Annotated in this window: 14 protein-coding genes and 1 pseudogene; 6 read left to right on the forward strand and 9 right to left on the reverse strand. The window is 61.4% G+C overall.

Going from position 1 to position 17,767, the window contains the following annotated elements:
• Positions 1-75: 75 nt before the first annotated feature.
• A complete protein-coding gene (locus ACFSNN_RS15810) occupies positions 76-417 on the reverse strand; it encodes a helix-turn-helix domain-containing protein (RefSeq protein WP_377779181.1) in 342 nt (113 codons plus the stop codon).
• Positions 418-550: 133 nt separating this feature from the next.
• On the opposite strand from ACFSNN_RS15810, the gene ACFSNN_RS15815 reads away from it, so the two are divergent.
• From ACFSNN_RS15815 to ACFSNN_RS15840, 5 genes are all read left to right on the forward strand, one after another.
• A complete protein-coding gene (locus tag ACFSNN_RS15815; protein ID WP_134456920.1) occupies positions 551-3,610 on the forward strand; it encodes a CHC2 zinc finger domain-containing protein in 3,060 nt (1,019 codons plus the stop codon).
• The gene (gene xerC / locus ACFSNN_RS15820; RefSeq protein WP_134456919.1) at positions 3,607-4,743 is read left to right on the forward strand and encodes a site-specific tyrosine recombinase XerC; all 1,137 of its coding nucleotides are present in this window, start codon (positions 3,607-3,609) and stop codon (positions 4,741-4,743) included. The genes ACFSNN_RS15815 and xerC overlap by 4 nt, the downstream gene beginning before the upstream one ends.
• Before the next feature lie 1,365 nt (positions 4,744-6,108).
• The gene (locus ACFSNN_RS15825) at positions 6,109-6,663 is read left to right on the forward strand and encodes a hypothetical protein (RefSeq protein WP_134456918.1); all 555 of its coding nucleotides are present in this window, start codon (positions 6,109-6,111) and stop codon (positions 6,661-6,663) included.
• A gap of 593 nt (positions 6,664-7,256) precedes the next feature.
• The gene (locus ACFSNN_RS15835) at positions 7,257-7,472 is read left to right on the forward strand and encodes an Imm26 family immunity protein (protein ID WP_134458974.1); all 216 of its coding nucleotides are present in this window, start codon (positions 7,257-7,259) and stop codon (positions 7,470-7,472) included.
• 385 nt (positions 7,473-7,857) lie between these two features.
• Entirely contained in the window at positions 7,858-8,070 is a 213-nt protein-coding gene (locus tag ACFSNN_RS15840) for a hypothetical protein (protein ID WP_134456917.1), read from the forward strand.
• A gap of 211 nt (positions 8,071-8,281) precedes the next feature.
• Here ACFSNN_RS15840 and ACFSNN_RS15845 read toward each other — a convergent pair whose 3' ends face one another.
• From ACFSNN_RS15845 to ACFSNN_RS15875, 7 genes and pseudogenes are all read right to left on the reverse strand, one after another.
• Complete coding sequence (locus ACFSNN_RS15845) at positions 8,282-9,163, reverse strand: urease accessory protein UreD (RefSeq protein WP_134456916.1); 882 nt, start codon at positions 9,161-9,163, stop codon at positions 8,282-8,284.
• A gap of 117 nt (positions 9,164-9,280) precedes the next feature.
• Complete coding sequence (gene urtE / locus ACFSNN_RS15850) at positions 9,281-9,973, reverse strand: urea ABC transporter ATP-binding subunit UrtE (protein ID WP_134456915.1); 693 nt, start codon at positions 9,971-9,973, stop codon at positions 9,281-9,283.
• A 32-nt stretch (positions 9,974-10,005) separates the two neighbouring features.
• Positions 10,006-10,872: an urea ABC transporter ATP-binding protein UrtD gene (urtD, locus tag ACFSNN_RS15855; protein ID WP_134456914.1), complete on the reverse strand. Its 867-nt coding sequence runs from the start codon at positions 10,870-10,872 to the stop codon at positions 10,006-10,008.
• A complete protein-coding gene (urtC, locus tag ACFSNN_RS15860) occupies positions 10,869-12,077 on the reverse strand; it encodes an urea ABC transporter permease subunit UrtC (RefSeq protein ID WP_134456913.1) in 1,209 nt (402 codons plus the stop codon). Before urtC ends, urtD begins: the two co-directional genes overlap by 4 nt.
• Position 12,078: 1 nt before the next feature.
• Positions 12,079-13,728, reverse strand: coding sequence for an urea ABC transporter permease subunit UrtB (gene urtB / locus ACFSNN_RS15865; RefSeq protein WP_134458972.1), 1,650 nt, complete (start codon positions 13,726-13,728; stop codon positions 12,079-12,081).
• Positions 13,729-13,939: 211 nt separating this feature from the next.
• On the reverse strand, positions 13,940-15,235 hold the full coding sequence (urtA, locus tag ACFSNN_RS15870) for an urea ABC transporter substrate-binding protein (RefSeq protein ID WP_134456912.1): 1,296 nt from the start codon (positions 15,233-15,235) through the stop codon (positions 13,940-13,942).
• Between the two features lie 487 nt (positions 15,236-15,722).
• A pseudogene (locus ACFSNN_RS15875) lies at positions 15,723-16,817 on the reverse strand (DUF3443 domain-containing protein); the annotation flags it as partial.
• A 17-nt stretch (positions 16,818-16,834) separates the two neighbouring features.
• Here ACFSNN_RS15875 and ACFSNN_RS15880 point away from each other — a divergent pair.
• Positions 16,835-16,987 carry a hypothetical protein gene (locus tag ACFSNN_RS15880; RefSeq protein ID WP_377765101.1) on the forward strand — a complete coding sequence of 51 codons (153 nt, stop codon included), beginning with the start codon at positions 16,835-16,837 and terminating at the stop codon, positions 16,985-16,987.
• Between the two features lie 303 nt (positions 16,988-17,290).
• On the opposite strand, the gene ACFSNN_RS15885 is transcribed toward ACFSNN_RS15880, so the two are convergent.
• Positions 17,291-17,743, reverse strand: a complete 453-nt coding sequence (locus ACFSNN_RS15885) for a DUF2844 domain-containing protein (protein WP_134456910.1) — start codon at positions 17,741-17,743, stop codon at positions 17,291-17,293.
• Positions 17,744-17,767: the final 24 nt, after the last annotated feature.

Genomic DNA, 17,767 nt, shown 5'->3' on the forward strand with positions numbered 1-17,767 from the left:
GGTTGAGTTGGTGGTGGTCAGCGGGCGGTGAGTGTTGGCGCACTCACCGCCCGCGCTTTTTTTACGGTGCCCGGGTCACTTCAATCTGGACGACCATCGTTCAGCTTCATACTTGATGATCATGCCTTCGAGCAGTTGCTTGATCACGGACTGCTGTTGCTTGGGCATGCTGGATATTGCCTGGAACTGCATTGCCAGATCGGCATCGGTTTGCAGTTCATCCTCTTCAAAAATCAGCGAATCAGTAGTAACACGCAAGGTCCGTGCGATCTTCTTGATAGCCTCCAGGGACGGCTGCGAGGTACCGGCTTCATAACGCTTGACCTGTGTGATGTGCAGGCCGATGGCTTCGGCCAGAGCCTGCTGTGTCAGACCTTTCTGCTTGCGCAGGGAGACGAGTCGGGCGGCGATACTCATAGTGGAGAGCCATTGAGTCGAGAACGCCACGATCGTATCCCCGCGAAAAAATCAAACTTGACATGGGTAGCATACAAGATACTAAAATGTAGATCAAGAGACACTTGACAGGTTTTAGCCTGAAGGACGGTTTATGGCCCGCATCCCCGAATCCGAGCTTGAGCGCATGAAGGCCGAGGTATCGGTCGAGCAGCTCGTGCGCGCGCACGGCATCGAGCTTGGGAAGTCGGGCAAGGACTGGCGTGGGCGGTGTCCGTTCCATGACGACTCCACGCCATCGCTGGTGGTGACGCCTTCGAAGAACCTGTGGCACTGCTTTGGCTGCGGGCTCGGCGGTGGCCCGGTGGACTGGGCGATGAAGGCGAACGGCATCTCGTTCCGTCACGCGGTGGAGCTGCTGCGCGAAGGTATTCCTTCTTTAACGGCTACGCCCCGAAGGAAGTCCCCTTGGGGGAAAGCCGGGACCGCACATTCCACGGTGCGCGCACTGCCCTCGCCGGTGTCGGTGGGCGCGGACGATGTGGCGCTGCTGGAGCAGGTGGTGGATTACTACCATCAGACGCTGAAGAACTCGCCTGAGGCAATGGCGTATCTGGAGAAGCGCGGCATTGCGGGGGCGGTGGACCACTTCCGGCTGGGCTATGCGAACCGGACGCTGGGGCTGCGGCTGCCCGAGAAAAACCGTCATGCAGGTGCGGCGATGCGCGCGCGATTGCAGTCGGTGGGGGTGCTGCGCGAGAGCGGGCATGAGCACCTGAACGGGTGCGTGGTGTTTCCGTGGTTCGATGGGTCAGGCCACGTAGCGGGCCTGTACGGCCGCAAGATACTGGACAACCTGCGCCCGGGCACGGCGTACCACCTGTACCTGCCGGGAGCGCATCGGGGCGTGTTCAATGCCCAGGGATTGCGCGGGCAGAAGGAAGTGATCCTGTGCGAGTCGATCATCGATGCGCTGACGTTCTGGTGTGCGGGCTATACGAACGTGACGGCGTCGTTCGGTGCGGAAGGGTTGACGGCGGATCATCTGGCGCTGTTCGAGGCAGAGCGAATTGAGCGCATCGTGTTTGCGTACGACAACGATCAGGCGGGCCGCGAGGCGATGGACCGGCAGGCCGGGAGGCTGATGGTGAAGGGGGTCGGGTGCTACCGGATCCGGTTTCCACATGAGCTGGATGCGAATGCGTATGCGCTGAAGGTGACGCCGGCGGCGAAGAGCCTGGGCGTGCTGATGCGGCGGGCGGAGTGGCTGGGCAATGGCGTTGCGCCGCCGCGTGAGGTGGCGATGCCGTTGCGATCGGGGAGCGCGCCGGAAGGACGCGATGACGCGGCGCTAACCGCTGCACCTGAAGCGGCCCGCTCTTTAGCCGCTAAAGCCGTGCACCCCACGGTGGCGGCAGTCACGCCGCTGCCAGCGGCCGCTGAGGCGGTCGTGCCGTCGCTCGACGTTGCCTGCGAAGTGAGCGGCGCGGAAATCGTGTTTGCGTTCGGTGCGGTGCGCTACCGCGTGCGTGGGTTCGACGCGAAGGCCACAGCAACGGCGGGCGCGTTGAAGGTCAATGTGCTGGCCAGTGCCGGCGAGCTGTTCCACGTCGATACGTTTGATCTTTACTACGCGAAGGCGCGGGCCAGTTACATCGCGCGGGCCGCGGCGGAATTGCGGGTGAAGGAAGAGGCGGTGAAGGCCGATCTGGGGCGCATGCTGCTGAAGCTGGAGATGTTGCAGTCGGCGGTGGAGGTGCCGGTGTCGTCGGCAGAAGCAATGACGGCCGATGAAAAGCGCGCGGCGCTTGACCTGTTGCGCACGCCTGAGCTGCTTGCGCGGATCGTGTCGGACTTCGCGGCGTGTGGCGTGGTGGGCGAGGAGACGAACAAGCTGGTGGGCTATCTGGCGGCGGTATCGAGGAAGCTCGATGCGCCGCTGGCGGTGGTGATCCAGAGCTCGAGTGCGGCGGGCAAGAGTTCACTCATGGACGCCGTGCTCGCGTTCGTGCCGGAAGAGGAGCGGATCAAATACTCGGCGATGACGGGCCAGAGTCTCTTTTACATGGGCGAGACGAACCTGAAGCACAAGGTGCTGGCGATCTGCGAGGAGGAAGGCGCGAGTCGGGCGGCGTATGCGCTGAAGCTGTTGCAAAGCGATGGTGAACTGACGATTGCGTCGACAGGCAAGGATGCGAATACCGGCAACCTGGTGACGCAGGAGTATCGCGTGGAAGGTCCGGTGTCGATCATGCTGACGACGACGGCCATCGAGATCGATGAAGAGTTATTGAACCGCTGCCTGATCCTGACGGTGGACGAAGGCCGTGAGCAGACCGAGGCGATTCACCGGTTGCAGCGGCACAGGCGCACGCTCGACGGGCTGAAGCTGAAGGCGCAGAAGGAACGGATTCTGGCGGTGCATCGCAACGCGCAGCGGTTGCTGAAACCGCTGGCGGTGGTGAACCCGTTTGCGGACCAGCTCACGTTCCTGTCGGATCGTACGCGCACGCGGCGCGACCATGAGAAGTACCTGACACTGATCGACACGATTGCGCTGCTGCACCAGCACCAGCGGGACGTGAAAACGGTCCATTCCCCCGAGGGGACTTCCTTTGGGGCGCACGCGGGTGCGGAGCTGGCGTATATCGAAGTGACGCTGGCCGACATTGAACAGGCGAACCGGATCGTGCATGAGGTGCTGGGACGTTCGCTTGACGAGTTACCGCCGGTGACACGCCGGGTGCTCGCGCAGATTGCGGCGGCGGTGAACGCGAAGCCGTTGCCGCGTGAATCGGTGAGGTTCAGCCGGCGTGAGGTACGCGAGTGGACGGGACTGGGCGACACGCCGTTGCGCAAACATCTTGAGCGGCTGGTCGATCTGGAATATCTGCTTACGCATCGCGGCCAGCGTGGCCAGAGCTTCGAATACGAACTGATCCATGACGGCGACGGCAGCAATGCCATGCATCTGTCGGGCCTGCTGGATACGGATACGATTCGAGGTTCGCTCCCTCATGAGGGCGGGTTCGCCCCCGGTTCGCTCCCTCAATGCTCCGTCAAAACGCCCCCAACGCCCCCGGCGCAACATTCCGCAGAAGCCGACAGCGCAAGGCTGAGCGGGCAGGCATCGATCCACGGCCCGAAAACGCACCTCTCTGGAAATAGAAATCCTGTCGTCGTAGGCGCATCGTTGCAGGAGCGTGCGTCATGAGCTACCAGCCGGTGCGGCCGAACAAACGGGTGCGTGGGCGCAGGATGGCGGCGTACAGTCGCCGCGCTTCCCGCGTGGTGTCAGCGGGCGACCTGCTGCCGGCGTGGGCGGCGTATCTGCATGCCCACGCTGAATGGTTGCGGATGATGGCGTACTCGGAGACGACGGTGACGGCCGGTCACAACGCGCTGGTGGACTTCGTGCGGTGGTGCCAGACGCGCGCCATCGACGGGCCGCAGCAGTTGACGCTGAAGGTGCTGGAACAGTACCAGCGTGCATTGTTCCTGTACCGCAAGGCTAGCGGCGAGCCGTTGAGCACGAGTGGTCAGGTGGTGCGGTTGCAGACGCTGAAACGCTTTGGCCGATGGCTCGCGCGTGAAGGCTATCTGCCGTTCAATCCGGCGTCTGAACTGTCGATGCCACGGCTGGCGCAGCGCATTCCGCGCTCGATCCTGTCGGTGGCGGAGATCGGGCGCATGCTGGCGCAGGCCGACGTGAGTACACCGACGGGCTTGCGCAACCGGGCCATCGTGGAAGTGTTTTACTCGACCGGGTTAAGACGCTCGGAGATGGCGAAGCTGGCGACGTATGACGTTGATCACGCGCGGCGGCTGGTGATGGTGCGCGAGGGTAAAGGAAGGCGTGACCGGATGGTGCCGATTGGCAAACGGGCGTTGGAGTGGCTCGACCGGTACGTACTCGAGGCGCGCGAAGAACTGACGACAGGCGGTCATCATGCGATGTGGGTGACGGACTTCGGCGAGCCAATGAACGCGTCGTACCTGGCGCATATCGTGAAACGGATGATGGAGAGCGCGGGCATCCGGAAGACCGGTTCGTGTCATCTGCTGCGCCACGCGATGGCCACGCACATGCTGGACAACGGAGCGGATACGCGTTTCATCCAGGCGATGCTGGGTCATGCGTCGTTGTCGAGCACGCAGATCTACACGATGGTGTCGGTGGAGAAGCTCAAACGGATCCACGCGGTGACGCATCCGGCGCGGGCCGATGGTGTGCTGCATGAGCTGGAGGTTGAGGACGACGCCGAAGTGGCCGATGCGGTTTCCCTGTTAGCGGCCATCGACGCCGAAGCGGCACACGAGGTGTCAGAAGAAAGTGATGAAGGATAAAAGGCGCAAGCGGCCTGCGGCCGGAGGCAACGAGGGCCGGGGGTAAATCGTCTGTCCCGTCCCTTCGGGCCGAGCCAGCCGATTGAACATAACGCTGTGAAATTAGCACCGTTTGGCGGGCCGTCCGGCAGGAAAAGAGTCAGGTGGCCGGCCCGCCAAACGGTGCTAATTTGCGCTATGTCTTGCGCCCCCGGCCCGCCGGGTGCGCGAGGCGCACAAGAATAAGTCAGGGCCATAAAGCGGCCGGGAACCTGGAATACGAACAAAGCCAGGCATGGCGCTACGCGCAACATCAAAATCAGGGGCCGCGTGGCGGCCGTCATGAACATGAGCCCCGCCCACCCGGCAGTCTGCTGCGCCCGGGCTGCGGCCGCGTTGCGGCCTTCGCTCCGTGCTCGCAGCCCGCCTCCCGTCCGCCCCCAGGGAGCTCCCCAATGTGCCGTTACTGCGTAACGGAAAACAACCCCCCACCTGAAAACCAAAGCGTGCTTCGCATGCGGTGCAAGCCGCCGAGTCGTCTTGCACCGCATGGCTGAGCGTAGAACCCTGGTGGCCGTCAAGGCCAGGCCCTGCGGGCGCGCGTTGCGCGGCCTTGACGGAATCGGCGTTGCGCGGGTGCGCGAAGGCTTGCGCGGTTCTGGAGCAGTGGTGCGCGGTGGCCGTGTTCCGCCGGGTTTGCCGTCGCCCTGCGGGCGCCGTCAAACCCGGCGGGATGTGGTTGCGATGTCGGACGTTATGGCACCACGCGCCTATCCTGCGCGCGACGGCCAGAGAGTAAATCCCGGTTGTTTCGAGATGGGCGCGCGCTGAAAATCGTGTCTGGGGAAAAATTCCGTATGCCGACGGCGATGAAGGTCGAAAGCCTTGCTGGCTAAGGGGACGCGACCCGCGCGAGGGAGGAGCGTGGCAGGGTAAAAAAGTTTATGCGTATGCGCCGAATCCGGTATTGTGGATTGATCCGTGGGGGCTGGCAAAAGCGAATCCCTACACTGTGACTTCTAATTCGGCATCGACAGACATTCCCGCGAGAGGCGTTCATGTGAATGTGAGCGGACCTGGATTACCCCCTGCCGGAGGACATGTGAGCTTGGTCCCCGGACCTGCCGATTCCAATGGAAACATAGCCGGGCTAGACATTGAACCTGCGGATAGAGCGGCTCGCAATCTCTCTGATAGCCAATGGAGAAAGGTTCAAGGTGCAATACAGCAACATCTGGATGATCCAAAAAATGCGGATCGCTTAATATCTGCTGCCAAGGGTGGCACCGATCTTCCTCAAGGAGCAATGACAGAATCGCGTCGAGCTCAGGTTGCGCAGGTGCGCGATATTCTAGGCGAGCATCGATCTTCGGGAACCAATGCATTATGTTAAAAGAAATTCTGAAATCTCGAATACGCACAACTCGTTTTGACAAGCTGTTGCGAGAATATATATATAGCGGTGTGTTACTGCCTGCCGAAAAGAGGAATTTGGTAAATTGTTCTTACAGCGAAATCGGGCAGGAGTGTGATAATGATTCGGGAGCCGCCGGGGAAGATGAGATATTTTCGTTTTTTCTCCGTAAAACTTGGAGCGGCTGTCGATATGACATTGAGCTGAAGTTCTATTTTCGACGTTGCGTATGGATAGCCGATTCTGTTTATTTTTTTGGAAAAAAGCTTCGGCTTGGCATGTTTTTCAAATTAATTGACAATGTTTGGCTTGCTGGAGCTCGTGCATTCATTTACGGAAGTCCTGGCGACGAGGGGGTGGTTATATTTCAAAATGGAGTAATCCTAAGATTTCAAATTCTGGATGGTTTTCCATACGTTTATCAGATTGAAGGGCTGTATGCAGCAGATTCGCTTCAGTCGAACGCCTCAAGAATTGAATCGATTTCGAAAAGAATGGAAGAGGTGAGCCTCGATAAATACATCTGATCATATCGTGCGTCACCGACTCTGAAGGCTGTATCGACGCGCTCGGTCAGGCGGCGCGGTTCGAACACAACGGGTGCGGACTGCTCACGTGCTACACGGACAAGCGGGGCGGCACGAATAGATTCACCTACGACGGTCGCTACGGTCTGCTGCTCAGCCGCACGGACTGCTCGGGCTCGACCACGCGCTATGCGTGGAATGACGAGAACGAACTGGTGCGCCTGACCGATGCGTTGGCGCAGGTGACGCAGTTGGTGCGCAAATCGCGAATGATCCCTCTTTGATAAGTATGTTACGTATGGGCAAGCGCGTGGGTACGAGCAAACCTACATTGAGCATTACGGGACAAAAACTGGAAAAAATCAGAGAGCAATTATCCTCTGCTAACAGAGGGAATAAAGTTGCCTCTTCGATCACGATGGTACTAGCCGGCCTGCTGCGCAACAGGGGTATTTCGAAGAGCACTACAATTCAAAAATCAAGATCACTTAATCCTAGGGCCACAAAGGGAGGCTGTTGAAATGACGAATATAAAGATTAATGGTTGGGGTTGGAAAGAGCGAACCATGATTCGTTTTATTAAATCTTGAAATATTTTTTGTTTTAAGTTGCAAGATGAGCGATATGGATTTGGGCGCATTATCTCAAAAGTAAGCATTGGACACACGGCGGAAATTTTTAACTTTGCATTGTCCTCGCCTAGCGTATCGGTCGAAATGTTAGCGGTGACTGCGCGGGCGTTCCCCCGGTTGTTCTGGATTCGTATAGCTTGTTTGATAAGAGAATATCCGGAGATTGGCGGATTATAGGGCATCAGGAGGGGTATTTGCCTGTTGGTTATGAGGATGTATTCTTCTCTTACGGTGTCGGAGATTCGTGCAAGCGCATGGATATTCATGGTAATTTACAGAATATGGCACCCTCAGATAAGAATAAATATTCTCCCTATACGTCTAAGAATGACAATCATATCCAAGCAATGATTCATAATGCGCGGATTTGAAAGGTGTCATTGTACGGAATGGCAACTATTGTTGCAGAAAAGTGAGGGCCGCATTGAGAAGGAGACATGTAAGTCTGGTCCTCCGCTCAAGTGCTACACCGACGAGCGGGGCAACACGAACAGCATCACGACAACCGCTACGGTCTGCAACTGATCCGCTCGGACTGCTCCGACTCGACGGCGCGCTATGCGTGGAGTGCCAAAGCGAACTGGTGCGCCAGACCGATGCGCTGGGGCAGGTGACGCAGTTACTGCACAATGCCGCCGGCTCGGTCGGGACAGAGGTTCACGTCGACGACACGCGCGAGACACACGGCTACAACGCGCTGGGGTACGTCTCGCGATGGGACTACACGCCGTGCGGACAGGCCGAGCGTTACACGTTACGGCGCGCAGAAAACTAGTGAACTAGCGGCGGTGCGCACTTGCGCGGCATTACACCGACCAGCCGGCGCACACGCTTGCCTATCGTTACGACGCGCGCAGACAACAAGCGAACTAACCAACGCGAACAACGCGAACAACGCGAACAACGCGAACAACGCGAACAACGCGAACAACGCGAACAACGCGAACAACGCGACCCACGACTTCACCCACAACGCGCCGCCCCCCTCAAGTCGCCCAAATCCGCAACGGCCTCCCCCCCACCCCATGCACCACCGGCCGCAACTCAATCCAGCATTTCACAAACGCCCGCTGCAGCAATTCCATCGACCTCGAAACCCCCCGCACGACGAGCACTCCAGAAGTCACACAAGAAGCCGCCATCCGCACCGAATCATCGAACGGCAATTGCGCCGTCAACGCCTCAGCAAGCGCATCATCGCAGGCATCCCCAACAGCCCAAAGCGTCCCATACGCCGGAAACCCCGCCAGCCCTTGAGCAGCATCGCGTAGCGAATCATTCGCCTCAAAACTCCCACGCTCGAACCACAGCAACTCGCCATCAGCCCCAACAATCCGCGAAACGGCACGCAAACGCCCATCCGACCACCGCTCGCCCGCGGCTTGGCGCCCGAGCTGCGTCGCATCCCAGCCGATCGCAGTGGCGCCGCGAGCCAGCGTCAACGAAAAATCCAGCTCCGCGTTCGCATGATCGAAAACGATATTATTCTGCGGCAGCCAATCGAGCTTGGCCCGTTCGCCGACTCGCACCGCAATCTGCTGCTGCGCCTCGCGGCCATTGGACTTGTACCACTTGGTCGCGCCCGGCGTGGTGATAACAGCATGCGCATCTGTGCCGACATCGACATCGATAGCAAGCCGATCCCCACCCGCGATTCCGCCGGGCGGGTGCACGATCACCGCATGACAGATACCCTGTCCTTCAGGATAAAGCGGCCTTTGAACCCGCAACGGGCCGTCATGCAACCGATGCTTGAGCGTAGTCCGCTCGCCATGTTTGACGAACCCAAGTTCAAGGCGCGCGTGCCATAGCGAATGCGCGCCGTCTTGAGCGGCAGCGAACGTGACGTGATTTTCGTGAACCGACATGCGAATGGAAAGGCGACCGAACAGAGAAAAACAAAGCGTGCCTGCGCACGTCAGGCAACGCTAAACCGCGTCGCCACAGGGTGCGACGAGAATATCACGCGGGCTTCCGAATGCCGCTCACACGGCGATCAACGTCCGCACACCATCCGTATCCATATTGGCGCCTTCACCGCCCGCAATGATCTCGCCGCGGCTCATCACCCAATACCGATCGGCGATGTCCTTGGCGAAGTCGTAATACTGCTCGACGAGCAGCACGGTCATGCCCATTTCCTCGACCAGTTGACGCAGCGTGCGGCCGATATCCTGAATGATCGACGGCTGAATGCCTTCGGTAGGTTCGTCGAGAATCAGCAATTGCGGATCGCTCATCAACGCCCGGCCAATCGCAAGCTGCTGCTGTTGACCGCCCGACAGATCCCCACCGCGCCGGCTGCGCATATCCTTCAGCACCGGGAATAACTCGTAGATACGATCCGGAATCTTCTTAGGCGTCTTCTTGCTGGCGGCCCCCACCAGCAGATTCTCTTCGACGGTCAAACGCGGAAAAATATCGCGCCCCTGTGGCACATAAGCGAGGCCTTTCTCCACACGCGAGTAAGTCGGCAGTTTGGTGATCGGCGCACCGCGCCAGGCGATCGAACCGCTCTTCGTTTGCACGACACCCATCAAACAACGCAGCAGCGTGGTCTTGCCCACGCCGTTACGGCCGAGCAGAACAGTGAGTTTGCCGTCGGGCACGGTGAGCTTCACATCGCGCAGAATGTGGCTGCCGCCGTAGTACTGGTTCAGGTTTTCTACTTCTAGCATGTCGGTTCAACCTTTGATTGCGGCAACCCGTTTCACCGGCCCAGATAAGACTCGATCACCGTCTCGTCGCGTTTCACTTCGTCGAGTGTGCCGTGAGCGAGCACGCGCCCTTCGGCCATCACCGTGACCTTGCCGGCCGCGCCCGAGAGCGCCGCCACGAATTCCATGTCGTGCTCGACGACCATCATCGAACAGGTGCCGCGCAACTGATTGAGCAACTCGGCGAGTTGCATGGTTTCGTCGTCGGTCATGCCGGCGGCGGGTTCGTCGAGCAGCAGCAGTGCCGGCTGCTGCATCAGCAACATGCCGATTTCGAGCCGTTGCTTCTGTCCATGCGACAGCTCGCCGGCAAGCCGCCGTGCTTCGCTCTCGAGGCCGATAAGCGCCAGCGTCTCTTCAATGCGCGCTTGCGCCTCGCGATCCAGGCGCGCGCGCAACGAAGCCCACCAGCCCTTGTCGGCCTTCATCGCGAGTTCGAGGTTTTCCCACACGGGATGCTGCTCGAACACGGTCGGCTTCTGAAACTTGCGGCCGATGCCCACACGCGCGATGGACGGCTCGTTCATCCGCGTCAGATCGATGGACTGGCCGAGATACACCTTGCCGGAATCCGGCTCCGTCTTGCCGGTGATGACATCCATCATCGTCGTCTTGCCGGCGCCGTTGGGGCCGATGATGCAACGCAATTCGCCGGCGTCGATGGTCAGCGTCAGCGCGTTCAACGCCCGGAAACCGTCGAAGCTCACGGTCACGTCTTCGAGATACAGGATCGTGCCATGCGACACGTCGATCTCGCCGGGCACGACGGTGCGCCCCATGCTGGCGACGCCGCTCAACGAGGTTACTTCAGCGGGTTCTTCCGGTAAAGCCAGATCGGGAACCATCGGGTTTTCATTCATGAGCGGTTCCTCTTGCGCGTCGCGAGTTCGATCAGTCCCATGATGCCGTTCGGCAGGAACAGCGGGACCAGCACGAAAATCAGACCGAGAAAGAACAGCCAGTATTCAGGGAAGTTCGCCGTGAAAAAGCTCTTCGCGCCATTCACCGCGAAAGCGCCGATGATCGGGCCGATCAGCGTGCCGCGTCCGCCCACGGCGACCCAGATTGCCATTTCGATCGAGTTGCCCGGCGACATCTCGCCCGGATTAATGATGCCGACCTGCGGCACATACAACGCGCCGGCGATGCCGCACAACACGGCCGACACGGTCCACACGAACAGCTTGTACGCAAGCGGGCTGTAGCCGAGAAACATCAAACGCGTTTCGCCGTCGCGCACCCCGGTGACCACGCGGCCGAGCTTCGAGGTGACGACGACCCGCGCGCCGAGAAACGCCAGAATCAGCACGGCAAACGTGATCAGCAGCAGGGCAGTGCGCGTGCCCGGATGCGTGATCGGAAAGCCGCCGATGCGCTTGAAGTCGGTAAAGCCGTTATTGCCGCCGAAGCCGGTTTCGTTGCGATAGAACAACAGCATCGCGGCGAAGGTCATGGCCTGCGTGATGATCGACAGATACACGCCCTTCACCCGCGAACGGAACGTGAAGAAGCCGAATACCCACGCGACTGCCGCCGGCACCAGCACCACCAGCAGCAGCGCGTAGCCGAGGTGCTGCGTGCCTTGCCAGTACCACGGCAGTTGATGCCAGTCGAGGAACACCATGAAGTCGGGCAGGTCGCTGCCGTACTTGCCTTCGTGGCCGATCGAGCGCATCAGGTACATGCCGATCGCGTAGCCGCCGAGCGCGAAGAACAGCGCGTGGCCGAGGCTCAGAATGCCGCAATAGCCCCACACGAGATCGAGCGCCAGCGCCGCGATCGCATAGCACATGAACTTGCCGGTGATCGTCATCGCGTAGGCGGACAGATGCAGCGCGCTCGTCTCCGGCACGACCAGAGTGCAGAACGGCACGCCCAAGCCGAAGACGACGATCAACGCGACCAGTGCGAGCCACGCGCGCCGCGACAATAGCGCCGGACGCGGCGGCAGGCCGAGCGCGAAACCGGATTGCGGCTCGCGTCCGGCGCTGACGCCACCGCTCGTTGCGCCGACGTGAGCCGATGAAGTTGCCGACGCGGTTGCCGATGAAGTTGCCGATGTCATCTCATGCCTCCGCGCTACGGCCCTTGAGGGCGAACATGCCCTGCGGACGCTTCTGGATGAACAGGACGATCAGCACGAGTACGGCGATCTTTGCGAGCACCGCGCCCCAGAACGGTTCGATTGCCTTGCTGATCAACCCGAGACCGAAGCCGCCGATCACCGTGCCGGCCAGTTGACCGACACCGCCGAGTACCACGGCCATGAACGAATCGATGATGTAGCTCTGGCCTAGGTCCGGCCCGACGTTGCCGATCTGCGAAAGCGCACAGCCGCCCAGACCCGCGATGCCCGCGCCGAACGCGAACGCATACGAATCGACTCGCGCGGTCTTCACGCCGACGCAGGCCGCCATCCGGCGGTTCTGCGTGACGGCGCGCACGAAGAGGCCGAGACGCGTCTTCGTGAGTACGGCCCACGCAATGCCGACCACGATCAGCGAGAACGCGAGAATCGCGAGCCGGTTGTACGGCAGGATCAGACTGGGCAGCACGGTCACGCCGCCGCTCATCCACGCAGGATTGACCACCTGCACGTTCTGCGCGCCGAACAGCATGCGCGTCGCCTGAATCAGGATCAGGCTCACGCCGAAGGTGGTCAGCAGCGTTTCGAGCGGACGGCCGTACAGATGCTTCAGCACCAGCCGTTCGAGCACGATGCCCACCAGTCCCGCGGCGACAAACGAAGCCGGAATGGCGAGCAGCGGATACCAGTCGAACGCGCCGGGCGCGAAGCGCTGAAAGAGGTTCTGCACGACGTAGGTGGCATAGGCGCCGATCATCAGGAACTCGCCGTGCGCCATGTTGATGACGCCGATCAGTCCGTACGTGATGGCGAGGCCCAGCGCGGCGAGCAGCAGCACGCTGCCGAGCGACAGGCCCGCGAACAGCGTGCCGGCAATCTGGCTGCGCCGCTGGATCGCATCGAGTTCGTCGATGCCGCTCTGCGCGGCGGCGCGCACGCGATCGTCGGGCTCGTTGAAGGTGCCGTCCGGCTTCTTCGCGACGAGCGGCCGCAGCAGTTCGTTCATGTCGAGGTCGTGGCGCGCGGCGACCAGTTGCACGGCTTCGAGACGTTTGGCCGCATCGGCATCGTGCAGGGCCGTCATTGCCCACAGCGTGTCGAGGCGCTTCTTCAATGCGGGATCGGTTTCCTTCGCGCGAGCCGCGTCGACGAGCGGTTTGATCGACGGATCCGGGTTCTGCAGCAACGAGGTGATGGCGGCGTCACGCGTGGCCTTGTCCGGCGAATCGAGTTGCAGACCGGACAACGCGCCGGCGACTTTCGAGCGCAGCAGATTGTTCAGCGTGACCGGCTGCGCGTCGCCCGCGGCGACGGTTTTGCCCGTCACCGCGTCTTTTGCCGTATCGCCGTCTTGAAGCAGCACGGTGCCTGCGTCGGTGGCGAGCGCGCTGTCTTCGGAGAGCGCTTTGAGAACCGCCATCGATTCTTTGTCGTGATTGGCGATCAGTTTGTCGATGGCCGCGGACTTCGCGTCGAAGTCGTCGGCGGCGAGCGGCGCGACATCGGCCTGGGTCAGCGCGAAGGCGGCCGGCGGTGCGCCGGCGAGCAGCACGAGCGTCGCGACAACGACGCCGCGCCGCGCGAGCCGTCGTGCCAGTGTTCGTGCGTCTGTGAGGATTGAAAACGCCATGGTGGCCTTTGAAGAAAATCCGGCAGGGCGGCGCGGCATGTGGGCAAGCGCCCGTTGCCGCGCCGTCGAGTTGCTGCGCGCGAGGGTCGCGCCTTTCGGATGTCCGATCAAGGCACGATCCGGGGTGCGGTGGGCGCGCCCGTCGCGGGATTGCAATCGGCAAATCAACGTGCCGCGCCGGCTAGCTTCGCCGCCGCGGCACGCCTTCCTGTCAGGCGACGCGCGAGCGCTTCAGGAACGCGGGAATCGAGCTGACCACGTCCGGCTTGCTCGAATTGCCTGCAATGAACGGGCTCCACGGCTGCGCGCGAACCGCGGTCTTGGTCCGCCACACCACGTTGAACTGACCATCGGCGCGCACTTCACCGATCATCACCGGCTTGTGCAGATGGTGATTGCCGTCCATTTCCAGCGTGAAGCCCGACGGCGCCGCGAAGGTCTGGCCGACCATCGCCACGCGCACCTTGTCCACGTCCGTGCTCTTGGCCTTCTCGACCGCCTGCTTCCACATATGGATGCCGACGAAGGTCGCTTCCATCGGGTCGTTAGTCACGCGCTTGGTGCCGCCCGGCAGGTTGTTCTGCGCGACCCATGCGGCCCATTGTTTCTTGAACTTCTCGTTGGCCGGGTTGCGCAGCGACATGAAGTAGTTCCACGCGGCCAGGTTGCCGACCAGCGGCTTCGTGTCGATGCCGCGCAGTTCTTCCTCGCCGACCGAGAACGCGACGACCGGCACGTCCGACGCCTTCAGCCCCTGGTTGCCCAGTTCCTTGTAGAACGGCACGTTCGAGTCGCCGTTCACCGTCGAGATCACCGCGGTCTTGCCGCCTTGCGAGAAGGTCTTGATGTTCGCGACGATGGTCTGATAGTCGCTGTGGCCGAACGGCGTGTAGACCTCCTGGATATCGGCTTCCTGCACACCTTTCGACTTGAGGAACGCGCGCAGGATCTTGTTGGTCGTGCGGGGGTACACATAGTCGGTGCCCAGCAGGAAGAAGCGCTTGGCGCCGCCGCCTTCGGCGCTCATCAGGTATTCGGTCGCCGGAATCGCCTGCTGATTCGGCGCTGCGCCCGTGTAGAACACGTTGCGCGACATTTCTTCGCCTTCGTATTGCACGGGGTAGAACAGCAGGCCGTTCAGTTCCTCGAACACCGGCAGCACCGATTTGCGCGACACGGAAGTCCAGCAGCCGAACACCACGGCGCACTTGTCCTGCGTGATCAGCTGCCGCGCTTTTTCGGCGAAGAGCGGCCAGTTCGACGCCGGGTCGACCACCACCGGTTCCAGTTGACGGCCCATCACGCCGCCGTTCTTGTTGATGTCCGCAATGGTCATCAACGCGGTGTCCTTGAGCGATGTCTCCGAGATCGCCATCGTGCCCGACAGCGAATGCAGGACACCGACCTTGATCGGACCACTGGATTGCGCCTGCGCAAACGGAACCTGACCTGCAAGCGCCAACGCGCCCGACATGGAGCCGAACTTCAACAGACTGCGACGTTTCATGTATATCCCCTTGCCATTGATGGTGACTGTTTATGGGCGTCGATTTCAGCCAGCAGGGCTTATCCCGCATGACTTGCCGCTTGTGTACTGCAAGGCACATGCCATGCAGTAAATTCGACTTGGATGGCGTGGAGCGCATGCTGTGACGCGGCTGCGCGATGGCGGCCGTATGCGCGATGCGGCGCAGAATTGGTGCAGCACTGCGCGGCGCGCCTCGTTCGGGTGCGCGTCGCGCCGCAACGAAGCGCATGCATCCGCCGGCGGGCGTCGGCGGTGCATGGCCGCTGCGCCGTTGTGCATGCGCTGTGGCGTGTGCCGTGCCTACATTGAAGCGCGGATCGATGAGGTCTTTACGACGTGGGGGATGTTGAGGGAAGTGGAGTAAGTCGGGTTTGATCAGAGCACAGAGACGGCCGGCGTGGTGTGGCGCCGGCCGTTGTCTATTTCGATTCCCTATTAAGAAGGCAGTTGCGGAGCGCGCGTTCGATCAGAAGGCGATGAACGGCCCAGGTTGTTTGCCGACCGCCACGTTATTGATCGCGGTGTACACGCTTCGGCCGAAGAAGAACGGCAGGCCCCAGATGAACATGCCGGCCGAGGGCGAACCCAGGCTGTCGTAAGCGGCGTATTGATTGGCCAGCAGGGTCCAGCCGTTCGCCAGCGAAAACGGTACGTTGACGGATGCGCCGGCTTTGTCGGCGCCGGTGAGCAAGGCGGACAGGCTGAGCGTGGTCGCCGGCACGTACCAGTCGCCGGAGTAGGGCACCGTGTAGTCCGCGAAGATGTTCCCGTTGGAACCGCTGTCGATGGCGCTGGGAAACGTGTTGCCCTTGTACGTGGTCGAGAAATATCCGTACTGATCGAGCGCGAGAATGTTCGGCTGCGAGGGCATGGCATTGTTCTTCTGCGTGCCGATGCCGAACACCAATTCACCGGTGACGCTCGCCTGGCCGCCCGCGGGCAGTGCGGGCAAACGGATGATCGTGCCGTTGTTGTCCGAGGTGAAATCGGCGACCGGATTCATGACCTGCGTGTCGAGCGGAACACGCGTGCTCGTGCATGACGTCGCGGACGTGCAGTAGTAATAAGCCGATGGCAGTACCGTCTGCGCCGCCGCAGGGAAATCGCGTTGCGCCGGGCCGATGCCGATCACGCCATTCGCGCCGAGCGCCGTTGCCGAGCCGAGGTTGTAGACGCCGCGCGACTGGCAGTCCGAGGGCGTCGCGTACTGGTCGTCGGCAATCACCTGCAGCGGCATGTTGCCCGCTGTCTTGCCGCCGATCGTGACGTCCGCGCGCTTGATGGACCCCCACGTGTAGCCCGAGCCGAACACGGCGCATTCGGCGATCGACGCGTTGCCGGTCGGATCGTCGGTGGCGCCGGATTGCTTCGGCAAGTGGGCGGCGAGCGCGGACCCCACCGCGCTGCCGAGCACGCGCACGCCGACCGAGCCGGTGTCGAGCAGCATGTGATCGACCGTCGCGCATTGATTGCTGCCCTGAACGCCTGGGATGCAGATCGTCGCGGTCACGTACGGCATGTTCGCGTAGTTGCCCGTCCAGCGCTCGATGGTGATGGGGGCGGTGTTGGAGGTGGGGGTTGGCGTCGGAGCTGGCGTCGGAGTTGGAGCCGGAGTCGGTGTCGGAGTTGGGGTTGGAGTCGGAGTCGGAGTTGGAGTCGGTGTCGGTGTCGGGGTTGGAGTTGGAGTTGGAGTTGGAGTTGGAGTCGGAGTTGGAGTCGGTATCGGTGTAGGTGCAGGTGTCGGCGCCGGTGCCGGCGTCGACGTTGGCTGTGGAATGGGCGTAGGCGTAGGCGTAGGCGTCGGAGCCGCCGTCGCCGTAGACGCTCCACTCGCGCCCGACGACGAAGCCGGCGTCGCTCCCGCAGACCCCGCTGCCGGCTTTTCGTTATTCTTAGGCGCATTGCCGCTGCCATCATCGCCGCTACCACCGCCGCCACACGCAGACAGCGCCACGCTGGCACCCAGCAGCGCACAGCAAAGTGTCTTATTCAATGCCGTCATGTTTAGCATGTTGAATGAGTCTGCGCGCCGCTTCATTGCAGTTGCTCCATGCGAACGTTAACGGGAACGAGGCGCGGCAGATACGCCTTGCCGAAAAAGCGTCCTGCGCGACCCGCTGACTCGATATGAAAATCGCTGTTGTGTTCGATCATCGGCCCGGCGCCGCGCGCGCGTTGGGCGGCAGCGTTCGTGAAATTGGGAAAGTAGCTGCCGAGCAGTGCGCTCATGTCCGGGCGCACCGGACCTTGCCAGGTGACGGCAAACACCACGTTGCTGGGCAACACGTATTCATGAATCGTGACGCCGTCGGCGCCAGACGTAGCGCGCATCGTGTACGGCGCGGCCGCTGCGGACGCGTTCAGAGAAACCGCTGATCGGAGCACCGGCTGCGACGCCGCGCCCGTACCCGGCGCCCCACCCAATGCCGCATAAGAGGTGAGCGGCAACATGCTCGCCACAGCCAGCGCGAGCTTCAAAAAATTCATCACATTGCTCCAGAAGACAGGTCG

This window comes from Paraburkholderia dipogonis (genome assembly GCF_042680985.1).
Lineage (GTDB): Bacteria > Pseudomonadota > Gammaproteobacteria > Burkholderiales > Burkholderiaceae > Paraburkholderia > Paraburkholderia phytofirmans.

What these genes read in the sequence shown, in the direction of transcription:
- urtB (WP_134458972.1), bottom strand. Translation starts at nt 13,728, where the DNA reads ATGGCGTTTTCAATCCTCACAGACGCACGAACACTGGCACGACGGCTC.
- xerC (WP_134456919.1), top strand. Translation starts at nt 3,607, where the DNA reads ATGAGCTACCAGCCGGTGCGGCCGAACAAACGGGTGCGTGGGCGCAGG.
- ACFSNN_RS15845 (WP_134456916.1), bottom strand. Translation starts at nt 9,163, where the DNA reads ATGTCGGTTCACGAAAATCACGTCACGTTCGCTGCCGCTCAAGACGGC.
- ACFSNN_RS15825 (WP_134456918.1), top strand. Translation starts at nt 6,109, where the DNA reads ATGTTAAAAGAAATTCTGAAATCTCGAATACGCACAACTCGTTTTGAC.
- ACFSNN_RS15885 (WP_134456910.1), bottom strand. Translation starts at nt 17,743, where the DNA reads ATGAATTTTTTGAAGCTCGCGCTGGCTGTGGCGAGCATGTTGCCGCTC.
- urtA (WP_134456912.1), bottom strand. Translation starts at nt 15,235, where the DNA reads ATGAAACGTCGCAGTCTGTTGAAGTTCGGCTCCATGTCGGGCGCGTTG.
- ACFSNN_RS15815 (WP_134456920.1), top strand. Translation starts at nt 551, where the DNA reads ATGGCCCGCATCCCCGAATCCGAGCTTGAGCGCATGAAGGCCGAGGTA.
- urtC (WP_134456913.1), bottom strand. Translation starts at nt 12,077, where the DNA reads ATGACATCGGCAACTTCATCGGCAACCGCGTCGGCAACTTCATCGGCT.
- urtE (WP_134456915.1), bottom strand. Translation starts at nt 9,973, where the DNA reads ATGCTAGAAGTAGAAAACCTGAACCAGTACTACGGCGGCAGCCACATT.
- urtD (WP_134456914.1), bottom strand. Translation starts at nt 10,872, where the DNA reads ATGAATGAAAACCCGATGGTTCCCGATCTGGCTTTACCGGAAGAACCC.
- ACFSNN_RS15810 (WP_377779181.1), bottom strand. Translation starts at nt 417, where the DNA reads ATGAGTATCGCCGCCCGACTCGTCTCCCTGCGCAAGCAGAAAGGTCTG.